The organism is Enterococcus sp. DIV0561, from assembly GCF_050539875.1.
Classification (GTDB): Bacteria; Bacillota; Bacilli; order Lactobacillales; family Enterococcaceae; genus Enterococcus; species Enterococcus faecalis.
The window spans coordinates 2,169,927-2,187,265 of record NZ_CP172927.1 but is presented as its reverse complement, the minus strand read 5'-3'; the positions used below and the strand labels follow the sequence as shown (position 1 = coordinate 2,187,265).

15 protein-coding genes are annotated in these 17,339 nt (G+C 39.9%); all 15 read left to right on the top strand.

Annotation, left to right across the window (positions count from 1 at the left end):
* The first annotated feature begins 62 nt into the window (after positions 1 to 62).
* Positions 63 to 1,382 carry a nucleobase:cation symporter-2 family protein gene (locus tag IGM13_RS10455; RefSeq protein ID WP_002356594.1) on the top strand — a complete coding sequence of 440 codons (1,320 nt, stop codon included), beginning with the start codon at positions 63 to 65 and terminating at the stop codon, positions 1,380 to 1,382.
* 93 nt (positions 1,383 to 1,475) lie between these two features.
* Complete coding sequence (locus IGM13_RS10450) at positions 1,476 to 1,835, top strand: winged helix-turn-helix domain-containing protein (RefSeq protein ID WP_002356595.1); 360 nt, start codon at positions 1,476 to 1,478, stop codon at positions 1,833 to 1,835.
* Complete coding sequence (locus IGM13_RS10445) at positions 1,832 to 2,839, top strand: XdhC family protein (protein WP_002419484.1); 1,008 nt, start codon at positions 1,832 to 1,834, stop codon at positions 2,837 to 2,839. Before IGM13_RS10450 ends, IGM13_RS10445 begins: the two co-directional genes overlap by 4 nt.
* Positions 2,840 to 2,958: 119 nt before the next feature.
* Positions 2,959 to 5,532: a selenium-dependent xanthine dehydrogenase gene (gene xdh, locus IGM13_RS10440; protein ID WP_002419485.1), complete on the top strand. Its 2,574-nt coding sequence runs from the start codon at positions 2,959 to 2,961 to the stop codon at positions 5,530 to 5,532.
* 13 nt (positions 5,533 to 5,545) lie between these two features.
* On the top strand, positions 5,546 to 6,127 hold the full coding sequence (mocA, locus tag IGM13_RS10435; RefSeq protein ID WP_002419486.1) for a molybdenum cofactor cytidylyltransferase: 582 nt from the start codon (positions 5,546 to 5,548) through the stop codon (positions 6,125 to 6,127).
* Positions 6,128 to 6,140: 13 nt separating this feature from the next.
* Complete coding sequence (gene sclA, locus IGM13_RS10430; protein ID WP_002419487.1) at positions 6,141 to 7,289, top strand: selenocysteine lyase SclA; 1,149 nt, start codon at positions 6,141 to 6,143, stop codon at positions 7,287 to 7,289.
* A 15-nt stretch (positions 7,290 to 7,304) separates the two neighbouring features.
* The gene (gene selD, locus IGM13_RS10425) at positions 7,305 to 8,327 is read left to right on the top strand and encodes a selenide, water dikinase SelD (RefSeq protein WP_002362241.1); all 1,023 of its coding nucleotides are present in this window, start codon (positions 7,305 to 7,307) and stop codon (positions 8,325 to 8,327) included.
* Between the two features lie 15 nt (positions 8,328 to 8,342).
* Positions 8,343 to 8,930: a sulfurtransferase-like selenium metabolism protein YedF gene (gene yedF, locus IGM13_RS10420; protein ID WP_002374269.1), complete on the top strand. Its 588-nt coding sequence runs from the start codon at positions 8,343 to 8,345 to the stop codon at positions 8,928 to 8,930.
* Positions 8,931 to 8,950: 20 nt separating this feature from the next.
* Positions 8,951 to 9,208, top strand: coding sequence for a DUF3343 domain-containing protein (locus tag IGM13_RS10415; protein WP_002387137.1), 258 nt, complete (start codon positions 8,951 to 8,953; stop codon positions 9,206 to 9,208).
* Complete coding sequence (gene yqeC, locus IGM13_RS10410; RefSeq protein ID WP_002419488.1) at positions 9,196 to 9,951, top strand: selenium cofactor biosynthesis protein YqeC; 756 nt, start codon at positions 9,196 to 9,198, stop codon at positions 9,949 to 9,951. Before IGM13_RS10415 ends, yqeC begins: the two co-directional genes overlap by 13 nt.
* Positions 9,915 to 10,745: a selenium-dependent molybdenum cofactor biosynthesis protein YqeB gene (yqeB, locus tag IGM13_RS10405; protein WP_002419489.1), complete on the top strand. Its 831-nt coding sequence runs from the start codon at positions 9,915 to 9,917 to the stop codon at positions 10,743 to 10,745. Before yqeC ends, yqeB begins: the two co-directional genes overlap by 37 nt.
* Before the next feature lie 235 nt (positions 10,746 to 10,980).
* Complete coding sequence (locus IGM13_RS10400) at positions 10,981 to 11,445, top strand: flavodoxin (RefSeq protein ID WP_002382673.1); 465 nt, start codon at positions 10,981 to 10,983, stop codon at positions 11,443 to 11,445.
* A gap of 37 nt (positions 11,446 to 11,482) precedes the next feature.
* Entirely contained in the window at positions 11,483 to 12,340 is an 858-nt protein-coding gene (locus IGM13_RS10395) for a sulfide/dihydroorotate dehydrogenase-like FAD/NAD-binding protein (RefSeq protein WP_002365019.1), read from the top strand.
* Complete coding sequence (gene gltA, locus IGM13_RS10390; protein ID WP_002382676.1) at positions 12,333 to 13,751, top strand: NADPH-dependent glutamate synthase; 1,419 nt, start codon at positions 12,333 to 12,335, stop codon at positions 13,749 to 13,751. Before IGM13_RS10395 ends, gltA begins: the two co-directional genes overlap by 8 nt.
* A 20-nt stretch (positions 13,752 to 13,771) precedes the next feature.
* Complete coding sequence (gene nifJ / locus IGM13_RS10385; RefSeq protein WP_002419490.1) at positions 13,772 to 17,305, top strand: pyruvate:ferredoxin (flavodoxin) oxidoreductase; 3,534 nt, start codon at positions 13,772 to 13,774, stop codon at positions 17,303 to 17,305.
* Positions 17,306 to 17,339: the final 34 nt, after the last annotated feature.

Below are 17,339 nucleotides of genomic sequence, written 5' to 3'. Positions count from 1 at the left end.
GCATTCTTTACTGATTAAGGGGAACAATCCTTTTAGAATAAAAAGAAGAAGGAAACGATCCTATGAATGAAAAAAAAGAGCAAGCATTATTTGAATATGATGCGAAACTATCAATTTCTGAAGCAATTCCGATGGGATTGCAACACGTTGTCGCAGCAGTAGTAGGGATTGTCACACCGGGAATCATGATTGCCAAAGTTTGCCAATTAAGTCCTAGTGATACGACTATTTTGATTCAAACATCATTGATTTTTTCAGCAGTTGCAACGTTAATTCAACTTTTCCCTATTTTTGGAAAAGTGGGTTCACGGTTACCAGTTATGATGGGGGCAAGTTTTGCCTATGTACCGATTTTGATGGCCATCGGAGCTGATTTTGGGATTGCAGCAATTTTTGGTTCCCAATTAGTTGGCAGTATTCTTGTTATTATTGTTGGTTTGTTCATTAAAAAAATCCGTGTGTTGTTTCCGCCTTTAGTAACAGGAACGGTTATTTTAAGCATTGGACTATCCTTGTTTCCAGTTGCGATTAAATATATGGCAGGAGGAGCTGGTAGTGCTGATTTTGGTTCAGCCCGGAATTGGTTAGTTGCATTATTAACCTTTGCGATTGTCTTTTACTTCAATTATTTTGCAAAAGGATTTTTGAAGTTATCCGCAATTTTAAACGGAATGGTTATTGGTTATTTGATTTCTTTAGCTTTAGGGATGGTTAGTTTTGAACCAGTTCAAAATGCTAAAATCGTTCAGGTAATTACCCCGTTTCATTTTGGACTGGATTTTCAACTGGTACCTATCTTTACGCTTGTAGTGATGTTTATTGTTGATGCTGTTCAAGCCATCGGTCAATTTACAGCAACAACGGTTGGGGCAATGGATCGGGATGCAACGGATGAAGAATTATCTGGCGGAATTATGGGGAGTGGTTTCACTAACTTTATTGGCAGTTTATTTGGATCAATCCCAGTGGCAACTTTTGGACAAAATGTTGGTCTGGTTACGGTAACAAAAGTGATTAATAAGTATGTTCTGGTTTTCGCTTCAGTTATATTATTAATTGCTGGTTTTGTTCCGAAAGTAGCTGCGTTATTAACTACGATTCCTTACGCAGTAATTGGTGGCGCAACGATTTCAGTTTTTGCTTCTATTTCTATGACAGGTATTCGGATGATTGCTTCGCAGGAAATGACTCCTCGAAATACTGGGGTTGTCGGAACAGCTCTAGCATTTGGAATTGGTGTCACATTGTCTACTGGAAGCTTAGCTGGTTTTCCAACTTGGGTAACAACGATTTTCGGTAATTCGGAAGTTATCTTAACCACTTTGGTAGCAGTCCTTTTAAATGTCATTTTAAAACCAAAAAAGCGCGTAGCACTTGAGTGAAGATTGCTTTTTTTGATACGAAAGTGAGTAAGCTTTCGTATCCTTTTTCCCTTACGTTATCTATAAAAAAATGAACGAATAAAGGAGGAGAAGATGTTTACGTATTCCCTAAACTTAAAATTAAAAACAGATCGGAACTTTTTTGGTCCTGGCGTTGTCGAAGTTTTACAAAAAATTCAGCAAACTGGTTCACTAAACTTAGCGGCAAAAGAGATGAAAATGTCTTATAATAAGGCATGGCGAATTGTGCGGGTAGCTGAAGAAGAGCTATCTTTTCCATTAATTATCAAAAGCGTTGGCGGTTGTAATGGTGGCGGGTCAATTGTTACGGATCAAGGAAAAGAGTTGATTGATCAATATCTTTTATTTGAGAAAAAAGTGTATCAACAGGTAGAGGCATGTTTTGAAGAAATCTTTAAAGAACAGGATGTAGTATCGGAGGAACTGAAATGAGAGAAGTATTTCAGCGTTTGAAACAGGCAATATTGGAAAAGCAAGACACGATGTTATTAACGATTGGTACAAGTTCAGGATCTACACCACGAAGTCAAGGGGCTAGAATGCTGGTTTCCGCCGAAGGTAGAATAGCCGGAACTGTTGGTGGTGGCGCGGTTGAATTTCAGGCTGAACAAGTGGCAAAAAAGCTACTTATTGAGAAAGAAAATGCACAACGTCAATTTATTTTAGCACCGAATAATATTGCTGATTTAGGTATGGTCTGTGGCGGAAATGTCACGATTTTTTTCCATTATCTTTCATGGGAAACGCCATTTTTAAAAGAGTTGTGTGAGTCCATAGAAACGCATTTTCAAAATAATCAACAAGGTTGGTTAATGACTGAACTAGATCAAAACAATTTAGGAAAAGTATCCTTTTATAGTGAAACAGGCGAATTGATTGGTTCCACTTCTTGGGAGGGGGAATTAAGTTTGCTACCTAAAGGTATCCATTGTGAGCAAAAAGAGGACATAATTTTTTTAACAGAAGCAATCCTCCAAGTAGGGAAAGTGTATATTTTTGGAAGTGGTCATGTCGCACGCGCATTGGTACCTATTTTAAACTATTTATCGTTTTATTGCGTTGTAGTGGACGATCGTCCAGAATTTTTGACGGCACAAGCTTTTCCACAAGCTGAGGAACTACGGGTTATTCCTTTAGAAAATTTAGCTGCGTTTATTGAAATAACGGCGGACGATTATGGTATAGTGATTACCAGAGGACACAATTTTGATTTCATCGTTGCCAAACAGTTATTGGAAACACCAGCCAAATATATTGGTGTGATGGGGAGCAAACACAAAATTGCTTCACAAGTTCGACGGTTAAAAGAGGTCGGTTATACAATGAATGAAATTGAAAGAATTTTCATGCCAATTGGCTTAGACATTGCAGCCGAAACACCAGAAGAGTTAGCGATTAGCATCGCGGGAGAATTAATTCAACAGCGCTATCAATAATGAGAATCTTTAAGTTGAATAAAAAAGTTTTTTGCTAAAAAATAATTTTTAGAAAGAAGATTTGTGGTATAATCTAGGTGATTGAACACTAAACTATATCAGAAATCGAGGTGCAAGAAATGTATTCAATTATTGTAAATGGTCAAAGTGAAACCTGTGAAACAAACAAAAAATTAATGGACTTTTTGCGGGAGAATCTGGGCCTAACTGGAACAAAAGATGGTTGTAACCAAGGCTCTTGCGGCGCATGTACGGTGCTAGTAAATGGAAAGGCTTCCAAAGCGTGTTTGTTTACTTTAGAAAAATTAGCTGGTAAAGAAGTCACGACAATCGAAGGTTTAAGCCAACGGCAAAAAGATGTCTACGCCTATGCGTTTGCAAAAACGGGTGCAGTTCAGTGCGGATATTGCATCCCTGGGATGGTTATTTCGGCACAAGGATTATTGAACAAGAAACCCGAACCCACAAAAGAAGACATTCAGAAAGCTTTACGCGGGAACATTTGTCGTTGTACAGGATATGTGAAAATAATAGAAGCCATTCAGTTAGCTGCTAAAATGTTTTGTGAAGAAACGAGCATTCCGGAAGAACATTCAAATGGTAAATTAGGGGAAGACTTCCAACGGGTCGATGCAGTAGAGAAAACCTTAGGAACAGGGATTTATGTAGATGACATTGACATAGAAGGAATGCTTCATGCATCTGCTTTGCGGAGTGCCTATCCTCGCGCAAAAGTTCTATCAATCGATAGTACCCAAGCATTGGCGCATCCTGACTGTGTGGCTGTGTTCACAGCTAAAGACGTTCCAGGAAATAATAAAATTGGTCATTTAGAATTTATTTCCGATTGGGATGTAATGATTCCAGAAGGAGAAATAACACGGTACGTTGGGGATGCAGTGGCACTCGTTGTTTCAAAAAGAAAAGAAACCTTACCAGAGATAAAAAATTTAGTGGAAGTTGATTACGAAGAAATGATACCGCTTACTTCTTGCGAAGCTGCTTTAGCAGAAGGTGCACCAGCTATTCATGAAAAGGGCAATATCTTGTCTCATGAACACTTGGTACGTGGCAACGCAGAGGAAGTATTAGCAAATTCTGCGTTTGTAGTGACAGAACATTATTCCGTACCAATTAACGAACATGCCTTTATGGAACCCGAGTGTGCGATTGCACAGCCTGAAGGTGAGGGCATTTTACTCTTTAGTGCGGGTCAAAGTATCTATGATGAACAACGGGAAGTGGCTCGGATGTTAGGACTGGATAAGGAAAAAATTCATGTTCAATCAAAACTTGTTGGTGGCGGTTTTGGTGGGAAAGAAGACATGAGTGTTCAGCATCATGCATCCTTAGCTGCTTGGTTATTGAAGAAACCAGTAAAAGTACTGCTAAGCCGTGAAGAAAGTTTGATGGTTCATCCCAAACGCCATGGCATGGAAATGGACTTTACGACCGGCTGTGATGAAGAAGGCAATTTAACTGCAATGAAAGCAGTGATTTATGCGGATACTGGGGCCTATGCTTCTTTAGGAGGACCAGTATTGCAACGGGCTTGTACACATGCGGCAGGTCCTTACAAGTATCAAACGATTGATGTGGAAGGGTTTGCTGTATATACTAATAATCCGCCAGCAGGTGCATTTCGTGGATTTGGTGTTTGCCAAACGGCTTTTGCAATTGAAAGTAATTTAAACTTGTTAGCAGAAAAAGTCGGACTATCACCATGGGAAATACGCTTTAAAAATGCCGTCGCCCCAGGAGATACTTTACCGAATGGACAATTGGTCTCAAAAAATGCGGCGTTAAAAGAAGCCTTGTTAGCGGTTAAAGACGTCTATGAACAAGCGGAAGTTGCTGGAATTTCTAGTTTCTTTAAAAATAGTGGTGTGGGTGTAGGGCTACCTGATACAGGGCGTTGTATTATTTCTGTTGAAGAAGGAAAAATACATGTCCGCACAAGTGCTGCTTGTATCGGTCAAGGGATGGCAACCGTTACGACGCAAATTGCCTGTGAAACATTAAATTTACCACCAGAAATGATTGTTGCGGAAGCCCCTGATACGAGAAGAACACCGAATTCAGGAACGACAACGGCTTCGAGGCAGTCACTCTTCACAGGAGAAGCAACTAGAAGAGCGGCAATGCAATTACGGTATGAACTTGATATGGGACGTGCTTTAAGTGATTTGGAAGGTGAAGAATTTTATGGGGAATATTCAGCGAAAACGGATCCATTAATTAATGATAAAAAAAGTCCAGTTAGTCATGCTGGTTATGGTTATGCTGCTGAAGTAGCTATTCTAGATGACAAAGGAAAAGTAGCTAAATTTGTGGCTGCGTATGATATGGGGCAAGTGGTGAATCCACGAGCTGCTGAAGGTCAAATTGAAGGTGGGATTGCAATGGGCATGGGGTATGCTTTAACTGAAAAATTTGCCTTAGAAGAAGGCTATGTTAAAGCAAAATATGCAACGCTAGGATTAGTGAACGCCACTCAAGTACCACCAATCGAAACAATTTTGGTTCATGCTGACAATCTTCACGAAGGTTTAGCCTATGGAATTAAAGGCGTAGGTGAGTTAGCAACAATCCCTACCGCACCAGCTTTAGCAGGCGCATATTTCGCCTTGGATGGTCAGCTCCGACCAAGTCTGCCTTTAGAAAATACCCCTTATCAAAAGAAAAAAAGATAAAAGGAGACAACTCATGTCACTCGTTAGTGTCATTATTCTAGCATCGGGCAATTCACAACGAATGGGCCAAAATAAATTGTTCTTAAAATATCAAGGAAAAACATTTTTAGAGCACACGTTAACCTTAGTGAACCAATTAGACGTATTGGAACGGATTTTAGTTGTTTCGCCTGAGAATCAGCCAGCGTTTCCTTTACCTAAGAACATTCAGTTGATTCTCAATCATCAATGGCAAGAAGGGCAAAGTAGCAGTATTCGTTTAGGAACTGAACAAGCTCGGGGAGCTGGCTATTTATACTTACCTAGTGATCAACCATTGTTAACACCTAAAATGCTACAACCCGTGTTAGATAAATGTCAGAGAAATAAAATTATAGTGCCATTACAAAAAGATGGTTGTCCTAGTAGTCCAGTATTATTCGGTAATCAATTTCGACAAGAACTATTAACATTGACTGGTGAAACAGGCGGACGCATGATTTGTGAACGCTTTCCAGAAGCAGTTCAGATGTTGAAAATAGCGACTCCTGGCCGTTTAAAAGATATCGATACGCCAGAAGAGTACAGAAAATTAATTCAAGAAACCAATAGTTAGAGAGGAAAAGCGTATGAAGGACTTGGTTTATTTAAATTATGCAGCGACTTCCTATAAAAAATTTCCAGCAACCATTGAGGCTTTGACTGCCTATTTAGCAGAAAATCAGTTCATGAATTACGGAAGAAATGCCCCTTTGCTTAGAGAGGGGCTTCCTCTTTTAGAGACACGTCAATTGTTAGCAGACTTTTTTCAGGCACCCAGTGCGGCTCAGATTACGTTTACGAATAACGCAACAACTTCCTTAAATCTTGCATTAGCGGGGATTTTACAACCTGGCGATCATGTGATTACGACCATGTTAGAACATCATGCAGTAGCTAGACCTCTTCACTTACTTGAGAAAGAACGAGGCATTTCAGTGACGTATGTTGCTTGTCAAAAAACGGGCCTGTTAGATGTAGAAGATATTCAGCGAGCCTGGCGAACGAATACAAAAGCATTGGTGATGACACACGCGTCGAATGTCTTAGGCACCATTTTACCCATTGAAGAATGTTTTCAATGGGCCCAACAGAAAGGATTATTAACCGTTTTGGATGCGGCTCAAACGGCGGGCTTTCTACCAATAAAAATGACCCAGATGGCCATTGATGTGTTAGCCTTTACTGGACATAAAAGCTTATATGGATTAGCAGGTATTGGTGGGTTAGCTTTTAGTGAGCGAGGGGCTGAAGCGGTCAAACCACTGATAACGGGCGGCACTGGTAGCCATTCTAATTCCTTTGATCAACCCCCTTTTTTACCAGATAAATTTGAAGCTGGTACGTTAAACAGTTTAGGTATTTTAAGCTTAAATAGTTCTATTAAAGAGTTGAATAAAATTGGTTTAGCAGCGATTCAAAAGCACGAACGAACCTTAATGCAGAATTTTTTAGATGGTTTATCAGGGTTACCTGTCACAATTTTGGGAACCAAGGACGTGGCACAAACTGTCCCTGTTGTTTCTATCACACTGTGGAATCAGGAAGAAACAGTGGTGGCACAGCAACTAGCAGAACAATATGGCATTATGACGCGCGCAGGTTTGCATTGTGCACCATTAGGCCATGAAACAGCTGGGACTTTAGCAACTGGCACCTTACGTTTTAGCTTTGGTTGGCAGACAACGCCTGAAGAAATTACTTGGACAATTCACGCTTTACAAGAACTACTAATTTGAGAAGGAGCGGACAGCATGGATTTTTTATCACAATGTACATCAGGTGGCTGCGGGGCAAAAATTGAATCCCGTGTACTGAATCAATTGTTGCAACACTTACCCGAAACACCGGCAAATGAGCGGCTACTCGTCGGATTTGAACATGCCGACGACGCCGCGGTTTACCAAATAACGCCTGAAAAAGCTTTGATTTCAACGGTAGATTTTTTTTCACCAATGGTCAATGATCCGTTATCATTTGGAAAAATTGCGGTCGCTAATGCTTTAAGTGATGTTTATGCCATGGGCGGAACAGTCCTTTATGCGCTAAATCTTGTTTGTTTTCCACAAAAGATGTCAAAAGAATGGTTGGAACAAATGCTCTTAGGTGGCAGTTTAAAATTAAAGGAAGCGGGTGCTTTACTGGCAGGAGGCCATTCGATTTATGACCATGAACCCAAGTATGGTCTAGCGGTAACTGGAGAAGTTCATCCAGAAAATTTGTGGCATAATAATACGCCACAGGTGGGGGATGTCTTGATTTTAACTAAAGCATTAGGTGTAGGAATTATTCAAGCGGCTGTTCGGGGGCAATTGGCGAAGCAGACGGAACAAAAAATCGCACAAGATTCGATGGAACGTTTAAATAAATATGCCGCTGCGAATGCTCGATCCTACGCAGTACATGCTTGTACTGACGTGACTGGGTTTGGTCTATTAATTCATGCAAAAGAAATGGCTGATAATCAGGTAACATTACTGATTGATACAGAAGCATTACCAACCATTACAGGAGCGTTGGCCTACGCCGCAGAATGTTTAGTCACTGCAGCTGGGCAAAGAAACCGACAAACAATCGGAACGACAATCGATTATTCAAAAATTTCTATGGAAATGCAAGAACTTTTGTTTGATCCACAAACATCTGGCGGACTGTTAATTAGTGTCGCTGCTGACGAAGCGGCAGCCTGTTTAGCAGCTATTCAAAAAGAGGACCCTGTTGCCAAAATTATTGGCGAGGTTCTGCCAAAAGAACAACAAGCAGTAGTACTTTTATAGAAAGAAGGGCCAAATATGAAATTAGTAGATGCATTGGGGAAACCTTGCCCAATACCTGTGATTGAAACAAAAAAAGCTTTGGCGGAGTTAGGTTTAGCTGGAGGCACTATCGAGGTTTTAGTCGATAACGAAGTAGCTGTTGAAAATTTGAAAAAATTAGCTGCTAAAAAACAGGCCACTTTGACTGCGAAGCAGATAGAAGCCACGGTTTTCTCTGTCAAAATTACGGTACCTGAAGAAGCGACACAACAAACAAGTCAGTCAGCAACAGATTTAGTAATTACGATTGGCTCCGATCAATTAGGTACTGGAGACGAGCAGCTAGGACGACTACTAATGAAAAGTTATCTTCAATCATTATCAGAAGCAGAAACTGTTCCTACACAGCTATTATTCTTTAATCGAGGGGCGTTTTTAACGAATCAAGCAGCGAACACCTTAGCTGATTTGCAACAATTAGCGGAGAAGGGAACCACGATTAAAACGTGTGGGGCCTGTTTAGATTTTTATCATTTAACAGACACCTTAGCCATCGGCTCTATTACTAATATGTACGAAATTGTTGAAACAATGAATCAAGCGGCTAAAGTAATTACGCTTTAACAAAAAAAGAAGGTGAAAAGATGGAGTATTTGCTAACCTTTCCGAATACACATTATGCTGTTCAGGCGGAACAAGTACTGTTGGCAAGAAAGGTGGCTGTTCGCGTCTTTACTTTGCCACCATCATTGACGGATGGCTGTGGGATCGGTTTACTCATTAATGAAGCGGAAATAACTCACAGTGTATGTTTTTTAGAAGAAGCAAAAGTACGCGTAGCCTCTATTTTTTCTGTGAAAAATGACCTTGGGGAAAGGAGGTACCAACTGTGGAGTCCTTAAAAAAGTGTTTTGATTTACAAGGAAAGGAGATTGTGTCAATTGTTGGTAGTGGTGGGAAAACAAGCTTAATGTGGGCGCTAGCAAAAACATATCGAAAGGAAGCTGTTCTGGTTAGTACAACCACAAAAATTGGGTTTCCCCAACGTCAATTGTATGATTATTTTTATACAAACCATTTTGAAAAAATAATGCCGAATATCTGCGGAATCACTTTAGCAGGAACCGCTATCAACAATCAAACAAAACTAACGATGCCTGCAATGACCTCGCTTCAAATATTGTTTCAGCACTTCACGAAAGTTTTTTTAGAAGCGGATGGATCCAAACAACGACCTTTGAAAGGCTGGTCCTCTTATGAACCCGTGATATTAAAGGAAACAACCACCACAATTGGTGTGCTTCCGATTTCTGTGATTGGTCAAAAGATAGATGAAACGACCATTCATCGGTTGCCGCTTTTTTTGGAATTAACCGATGCGCAACAACAAGAACCAATCACAGAAACATTGTTAGCTCAACTCATTGCTCATCCAAAAGGATTGTTTAAAGAGAGCCAAGGCAAACGAATTTTGTGTTTAAATCAAACCCATACGCGAAGAGAGTTCGTTCAAGCGATGAATGTCTGTCTTCAGTTACCCAAAAGCTGTTTTGAAAAATTAGACAAAATTATTGCTTGCAATATGGAATTAGAGAAAGGACTTATTTTATGGGAGAAATCAGTCAAAACATCCAAGAAAAATTAGTGATTGTTCGCGGAGGGGGCGATCTAGCGACAGGCGTTATCCAAAAATTATGGCACGTTGGCTTTAAAATACTAGTATTAGAAACAGAATGTCCTCTGGCCATTCGGCGGACTGTTTCAGTTTGTGATGCTATTTTCCAGAAAGAACAAAGAGTGGAAGATTTGGTTGCTGTTCGAATTACTTCATTAAAGGATTGCGCGAAATGTTGGCAGCAAAATAAGCTGCCTGTTTTTGTCGATCAAACAGCAAGTGCTATTCAACAATTGAAACCACTGATTGTTATCGATGCGATTTTGGCTAAGAAAAATTTAGGTACGCATCGAGGAATGGCACCGATTATGATTGCTTTAGGACCAGGCTTTTCAGCACCGCAAGATGTCGATGTTGTGATTGAGACAATGCGTGGACATAGGTTGGGACGTTTATACTTTGAAGGAACAGCTTTACCTAATACAGGTATTCCAGGTGAAATTGGCGGAAAAAGTGCGGAACGAGTTGTCCATGCCCCTGCTTCAGGACAAGTTACCCACCTTAAAAACATAGGGGATTTTGTGTTGAAAGGGGAAGCATTATTTTTTATCGATCAGGTTCCAGTTTATTCGCCTCTGACAGGGACTTTGAGAGGATTGATTTCAGAAAAGGTAACCTGTTATCAAGGGTTGAAGTGTGCAGATGTAGATCCTCGACCAGTTGAGAAAGTCGATTGCTTGACGATCTCCGACAAAGCTCGTGCATTAGGGGGAGCGGTTTTAGAAGCAATTTTTATGATTGGAAGAAGGAAAAACGTTTTATAAAAAAGAACCTAAATAATATTTTTTTTACCTTAAAAATATTGTTAAAAAGGTTTGGAGTGTGGTATAGTAAAGACGTAGTAAAAAATACTCTATCTCGAAAGGAGAAGAGTACATACTTAGTTAGATTAGTTTGTGAATAAAATCATTTGTTAAAAAATTTTTTTAGTAGTTAATGTAAGGGGTTACAATTGCATTTGAATGCATTGAAATATTTAGGACAACAGAAAGGAAATGAATGAAGATGGCACTAGTAAAAATTGTTTATGCAAGTATGACTGGAAACACAGAAGAAATTTCCGAGATTTTGGAAGAACAGTTTCAAGAAGCTGGAGTTGAAGTAGAACGTGAAGAATGTTCAGAAGTTGATGTAGACTTCTTTGATGATGCAGATGCTTGTATTATCGCAACGTATACTTATGGTGATGGGGAACTGCCTTTTGAATTTGAAGATTTCTTTGATGAATTAACTGAAAAGGATTTAGCAGGTAAGCCATTTGGCGTTGTTGGTTCCGGTGATCGTGAATATGGTGAATTTTTCTGTAAATCAGCGCATGATTTTGTAGGAGCTTTTGAAAAAGCTGGTGCTAAAAAAGTAGCTGAAACAGTTGAAATTGAAAACAATGCAGAAGAAGAAGACATCGAAATGCTAAAAACATTTGTTAAAAGTGTCGCCACAACTTTATCTGATAGCGTTGCCTAAGGATTTAAGAAAGTAGGAGTCAGAATGAAAAGGAATGATGAAGGTAGGTATTTCAATGTTTAATATTCTTCAGTCGACTCAATTATCTAGTAATACATTTGATTTTTGGCTGGAAGCGCCAAGAATAGCGACACATGCCCAGGCTGGACAGTTTGTTATTTTAAGAATTGACGAAAAAGGAGAGCGGATCCCTTTAACGATTGCGGAGACAAATCCACAAGCAGGCAGTATTCGAATTATTTTCCAAGTAATCGGTAAGACAACAGCTGCACTTTCCCAACTTAAAACTTCCGACTCTTTGTTAGATATCACTGGACCTTTAGGTATGCCCACAGAAGTGAAGCAATATGGAACGGTGATGGTTGTCGGTGGTGGAGTTGGCATCGCGGCTATTTATCCAATTATCAAGGCTTTAAAAGAAGCAGGCAACCGAGTGATTACGATTTTGGGGGCACGAACAGCTGAGTTAGTTCTGTTACAAGAAGAATGCCGTCGTTATTCGGATGAACTAATCATTACAACGGATGATGGTTCATTAGGTAAAAAGGGCTTAGTAACAGAAGCGATGGAAGAAGTTATTGCACGTGAATCTGTAGCGTGCAGTTGGGCGATTGGGCCCAGCATCATGATGAAATTTTGTACCTTGACAGCTGAAAAACATCAATTACCAATTTATGTTTCCTTGAATCCTATTATGATTGACGGAACAGGCATGTGTGGCGGTTGTCGGGTCACTGTTGATGGCACCATGAAATTTGCCTGTGTTGATGGACCTGAGTTTAAAGGCAATGAAGTAAATTGGGATGAATTCATTAATCGAATGAAGCAATATCAGGAAGAAGAAGCAGTTTGCTTTACAGATCGTTTGAAAGAGCAGGTGGAGAAAAATGGCTAGAAAAAGTCGTATAAAAACACCGATTGCGGAACAAGCACCTACTATCAGAAAGAGTAATTTTGAAGAGGTTTGCTTAGGCTATACATTAGCAGAAGGGCAAGAAGAAGCGGTTCGTTGTTTACAATGTAAAAATGCACCTTGTATTGCTAAATGCCCCGTGATGATTGATATTCCTGGATTTATTTTAGCTATTCGTGAAGGAAACATGGAACAAGCAGCCGATATTTTAAGTAAATATACGAATTTACCTGCTATTTGTGGACGCGTTTGTCCGCAAGAGAAACAATGTGAACAAGTTTGTAAATTAGGGAAAGCCAAAAACTTTGAACCAGTGGCAATTGGCAAATTAGAACGTTTAGTTGCCGATTGGGCATTAGAAAATCACATGTTTCCTAAGAAAACAGCGGAACCAACAAAAGGGAAAGTAGCAGTGGTCGGTTCTGGTCCTTCTGGGTTAACAGTTGCGGGGGATTTGGCAAAGCTCGGCTACGAAGTAATTATTTTTGAAGCGCTTCACGAAGCTGGCGGTGTATTAACCTATGGCATACCTGAATTTCGATTACCGAAAAAAATTGTTAAACAGGAAATTGCGAGTATTGAAGCCTTAGGTGTAACAATAGAAACCAATGTGGTAGTAGGTAAAACGATTACGATGGAAGAAATAATGTCAGAGTTTGATGCCTGTTATCTATCGGTTGGTGCAGGGGCACCAAACTTTATGGGAATCCCAGGAACTAGTTTAAATGGGGTTTATTCTTCTAGTGAATTTTTAACACGAATCAATTTAATGCATAGCTATGAGTTTCCAGAATATGATACACCGATTAAACGTGCTAAAAATGTCGTTGTGATTGGCGGCGGGAATGTTGCAATGGATGCCGCTCGTTCAGCCAAACGATTAGGCGCTGAAAATGTGAATATTGTGTATCGTCGTTCGTTAGAAGAATTACCAGCAAGAATTGAAGAATACCACCATTCCCTTGAAGAAGGAATTAACTATTATTGGTTGACGAATCCAATTGCTTATTTAGATGACCAACAAGGAAATCTAGCCGGTGTTGAATGTGTCAAAATGGTTTTAGGTGAACCAGATGCGTCTGGAAGACGACGTCCAGAACCAATTCCAAACAGCACGTTTACCATTCCTGCTGATGCAGTAATCGAGGCAATTGGCCAAGGAGCAAATCGAGTCTTGCTATCAACATATCCAGAAATAGAACTAAACCAATGGGGGTACATTCAGGCCGATCCTAAAACAGGAGCAACCTCAATACCTGGCGTTTTTGCTGGGGGCGATATAGTTACAGGTGCTGCCACCGTTATTTTAGCGATGGGCGCTGGGAAAATCGCAGCTAATGCAATTGATCAGTATGTCAAAACACAAAAAACAACAGTCACAAGCAATGTTTAGGAAAGATAAAAGGTGAAAAAATGAAAAAAACAATGGATGGAAACACCGCAGCGGCTTATATTTCATATGCGTTTACAGAAGTTGCCGCTATTTATCCTATCACACCAAGTTCAACAATGGCTGAGTTGGTAGATGAATGGGCGGAAAGTGGTTTAAAAAATATTTATGGTCAAAAAGTTCAAGTTATTGAAATGCAATCAGAAGCTGGGGCAGCGGGAGTAGTTCATGGTTCGTTAAAAACAGGTGCGTTAACCACTACTTATACTGCTTCACAAGGTTTACTGTTGATGATTCCCAATATGTATAAAATCGCAGGAGAATTGCTACCTTCTGTGTTCCACGTGGCGGCTCGGGCAGTAACGACAAGTGCGTTGAGTATTTTTGGTGACCATGGCGATGTGATGGCTACCCGCCAAACAGGTTTTTGTATGTTAGCAGAATCGAGTGTCCAAGAAGTAATGGATTTGTCGGCAGTTGCTCATTTAGCTAGCTTAGAAGGTAGTTTACCTTTTGTAAACTTTTTTGATGGTTTTAGAACGAGCCATGAACTACAAAAAATCGAAGTGATTGATTATGATGACCTGAAAGAAATGGTGAATCAGGAAGCTGTAACTCGTTTTAGAATGGGAGGCATGAATCCTAATCATCCCACTGTTTCAGGGACCGCTCAAAATCCTGACATTCATTTTCAACAAAGAGAAACAGTCAATAAAAATTACGAAGAAATGCCAAAAATTGTTCAAAAATACATGGAAAAAATTAACCATCTTCGTGGAACAACGTATGATTTAACCGATTATTACGGGGTTGAAGATGCAACAGAAGTCATTATTTCAATGGGGTCGGCTTCGCCAGTAATCAAACAAACAGTTGACTATCTCAATCAACAAGGACGCAAAGTTGGTTTTATCAATATTCATTTATATCGTCCATTTCCTACCGAAAACCTTCTTGAAAAATTACCAGCTACAGTAGAAAAGGTTGCGGTTTTAGATCGAACAAAAGAATCAGGAGCCGAAGGAGAACCGTTATTGTTAGATGTTCAAAGCGCTCTTTATCAACATGAAAATCGACCAATTGTGATTGGTGGACGTTATGGGTTAGGCTCTAAAGACGTAGCGCCTAATCAAATTAAAGCGATCTATGATCATTTGTTATTGCCATTTAAAGAATTAAAGCAACGCTTTACGGTGGGGATCGTTGATGATGTAACTTATCAATCATTGCCAGAAGAACCTACTTTAGATTTAACGCCAGATACTACCTTCCAAGCAAAATTTTGGGGCTTTGGTTCTGACGGAACTGTGGGAGCAAACAAGCAAGCGATTAAAATTATCGGAGATCATACCGACCTTTATGCACAAGCTTACTTTAGTTATGATTCTAAAAAATCAGGCGGTTTAACCGTTTCGCATCTGCGTTTTGGTAAAGAGCCAATTACTTCCACGTATTTAATTGAACAAGCAGATTTCATCGCTTGTCATAATGCGTCCTATTTGCATAAATACGACCTGTTAAAAGGTTTAAAAGATGGCGGAACGTTTTTACTGAATACTATTTGGGATCAAGAAAAGGTTCACCGTTTATTACCGGCTAAGTTAAAAAAATATATTGGGGAGCACCAAATCAAATTTTACATTATCAATGCGGTTGAGTTAGCTCGCAAAGTAGGCTTAGGTCGTCGGATCAATACAGTGATGTCTACTGCCTTTTTTGAAGTAACAGATATTTTAACGAAAGAGCAATATTTACCGTTACTTAAAGAAGAAGTGAAAAAGACTTATGGAAAAAAATCAATGGAAATTGTTGAAAAAAATTACCAAGCGATTGATGCTACCTTTGAATCGCTGCAAGAAATTGTAGTCCCAGAAGATTGGGCCACCATTGTTTTAGAACCAGAAAATCAAGAGTCGGAAGTTCCAGCTTTTGTGACAAATATTTTAGAACCAATCAATCGTCAAGAAGGGGATCAGCTGACCGTTTCAGATTTGATTGAAAACGGAATGAAGGGCGGTGCCATTCCTATGGGCACTGCGGCTTATGAAAAACGTGGCATTGCGTTAGAAGTGCCTGAGTGGCAAATAGATAAGTGTACGATGTGTAATGAATGTGCCTTTGTTTGTCCACACGCGGCTATTCGACCGTTTTTAGCGGATGAAGAAGAACTGAAAGAAGCACCTGCAGGTTTTGCCATGCGCGAAATGCGTGGCACAGATGGATTGATGTATCGTATCCAAGTTTCTTTAGAAGATTGTACAGGTTGTGGTCTTTGTGTTCAGGCTTGCCCTGTGAAAGACAAGGCGATTTTAATGAAACCTTATGAAACTCAAAAAGAGCAAGCGATGAATTGGGCCTTTGCGATGACTCTTAAACAAAAAGCCAACCCAGTCAAAAAACTTTCTGTTAAAGGTTCCCAATTTAATCAGCCATTGATGGAATTTTCAGGTGCTTGTGAAGGCTGTGGCGAAACACCTTATATTAAGTTGTTGACACAATTATTTGGTGATCGAATGATGATTGCTAACGCAACAGGCTGTTCATCAATTTGGGGTGGTTCGTCACCAGTGACACCTTATACAACGAACGAATGTGGCCAAGGACCAGCTTGGAGTAATTCGCTGTTTGAAGATAATGCGGAATATGGTTATGGTATGTATATTGCCAATCGAACGAAACGTCAACATTTAGCTAATCTGGTTGAAGAAAGTCTTGCTAAAAATGTCGGATCAGATTCACTACAAGCCTTGTTAAAAGATTGGTTAGAACACATGGCTGAAGGGGAAGGAACACAACAGCGAGCCACCAAACTAGCGGCAGCATTAAGTGAAGAAGCCGATGAAGATCCACTTTTAACAAAAATTTACGAACAAAAAGATTTACTAGTGAAAACGAGTCAATGGATTGTCGGCGGCGATGGTTGGGCCTATGATATCGGGTTTAGCGGCATTGATCATGTTCTTGCTAGTGGAGAAGATGTTAATATTTTTGTTATGGATAACGAAGTATATGCCAACACAGGCGGGCAAACATCCAAAGCTACTCCAGCTTCAGCCATTGCCAAATTCTCAGCGGGTGGGAAACATACCTCTAAAAAAGATTTAGGGATGATGGCAATCACTTATGGGAATGTCTACGTTGCACAAGTAGCTTTAGGCGCAAACTCAATGCAAACGATTAAAGCAATTGACGAAGCGGAGCGGTACCCAGGCCCGTCAATTATCATCGGTTATACCCCATGTATTAATCACGGGGTCAAAGGCGGAATGGTTCGGACGTTAGATCAAGCCAAAGAAGCCGTTGAATCTGGCTATTGGCCACTTTATCGCTATAATCCAGAGTTAGTTAAGAAAGGCAAAGATCCGATGGTCATTGACTACAAGAAAACAGATTTTGATAAAATGCGTGATTTTCTTGAAAAACAAACACGTTACTCTGCGTTGCATACAATTAAAGAAAATCAAGAAGTAGTCGAACATTTACTTGATAAAACTAAAGAAGATGCAATTGAACGCTCTGAAAGTTATAACAAACTAGCCACACATATGAAAAAATAAAAAACAAAGCCTCTTACTTGTGAGGCTTTGTTTT

What these genes read in the sequence shown, in the direction of transcription:
- selD (WP_002362241.1), top strand. Translation starts at nt 7,305, where the DNA reads ATGGATTTTTTATCACAATGTACATCAGGTGGCTGCGGGGCAAAAATT.
- IGM13_RS10395 (WP_002365019.1), top strand. Translation starts at nt 11,483, where the DNA reads ATGAAGGTAGGTATTTCAATGTTTAATATTCTTCAGTCGACTCAATTA.
- gltA (WP_002382676.1), top strand. Translation starts at nt 12,333, where the DNA reads ATGGCTAGAAAAAGTCGTATAAAAACACCGATTGCGGAACAAGCACCT.
- IGM13_RS10450 (WP_002356595.1), top strand. Translation starts at nt 1,476, where the DNA reads ATGTTTACGTATTCCCTAAACTTAAAATTAAAAACAGATCGGAACTTT.
- yqeB (WP_002419489.1), top strand. Translation starts at nt 9,915, where the DNA reads ATGGGAGAAATCAGTCAAAACATCCAAGAAAAATTAGTGATTGTTCGC.
- yedF (WP_002374269.1), top strand. Translation starts at nt 8,343, where the DNA reads ATGAAATTAGTAGATGCATTGGGGAAACCTTGCCCAATACCTGTGATT.
- IGM13_RS10400 (WP_002382673.1), top strand. Translation starts at nt 10,981, where the DNA reads ATGAAGATGGCACTAGTAAAAATTGTTTATGCAAGTATGACTGGAAAC.
- IGM13_RS10445 (WP_002419484.1), top strand. Translation starts at nt 1,832, where the DNA reads ATGAGAGAAGTATTTCAGCGTTTGAAACAGGCAATATTGGAAAAGCAA.
- IGM13_RS10455 (WP_002356594.1), top strand. Translation starts at nt 63, where the DNA reads ATGAATGAAAAAAAAGAGCAAGCATTATTTGAATATGATGCGAAACTA.
- nifJ (WP_002419490.1), top strand. Translation starts at nt 13,772, where the DNA reads ATGAAAAAAACAATGGATGGAAACACCGCAGCGGCTTATATTTCATAT.
- xdh (WP_002419485.1), top strand. Translation starts at nt 2,959, where the DNA reads ATGTATTCAATTATTGTAAATGGTCAAAGTGAAACCTGTGAAACAAAC.
- IGM13_RS10415 (WP_002387137.1), top strand. Translation starts at nt 8,951, where the DNA reads ATGGAGTATTTGCTAACCTTTCCGAATACACATTATGCTGTTCAGGCG.
- mocA (WP_002419486.1), top strand. Translation starts at nt 5,546, where the DNA reads ATGTCACTCGTTAGTGTCATTATTCTAGCATCGGGCAATTCACAACGA.
- sclA (WP_002419487.1), top strand. Translation starts at nt 6,141, where the DNA reads ATGAAGGACTTGGTTTATTTAAATTATGCAGCGACTTCCTATAAAAAA.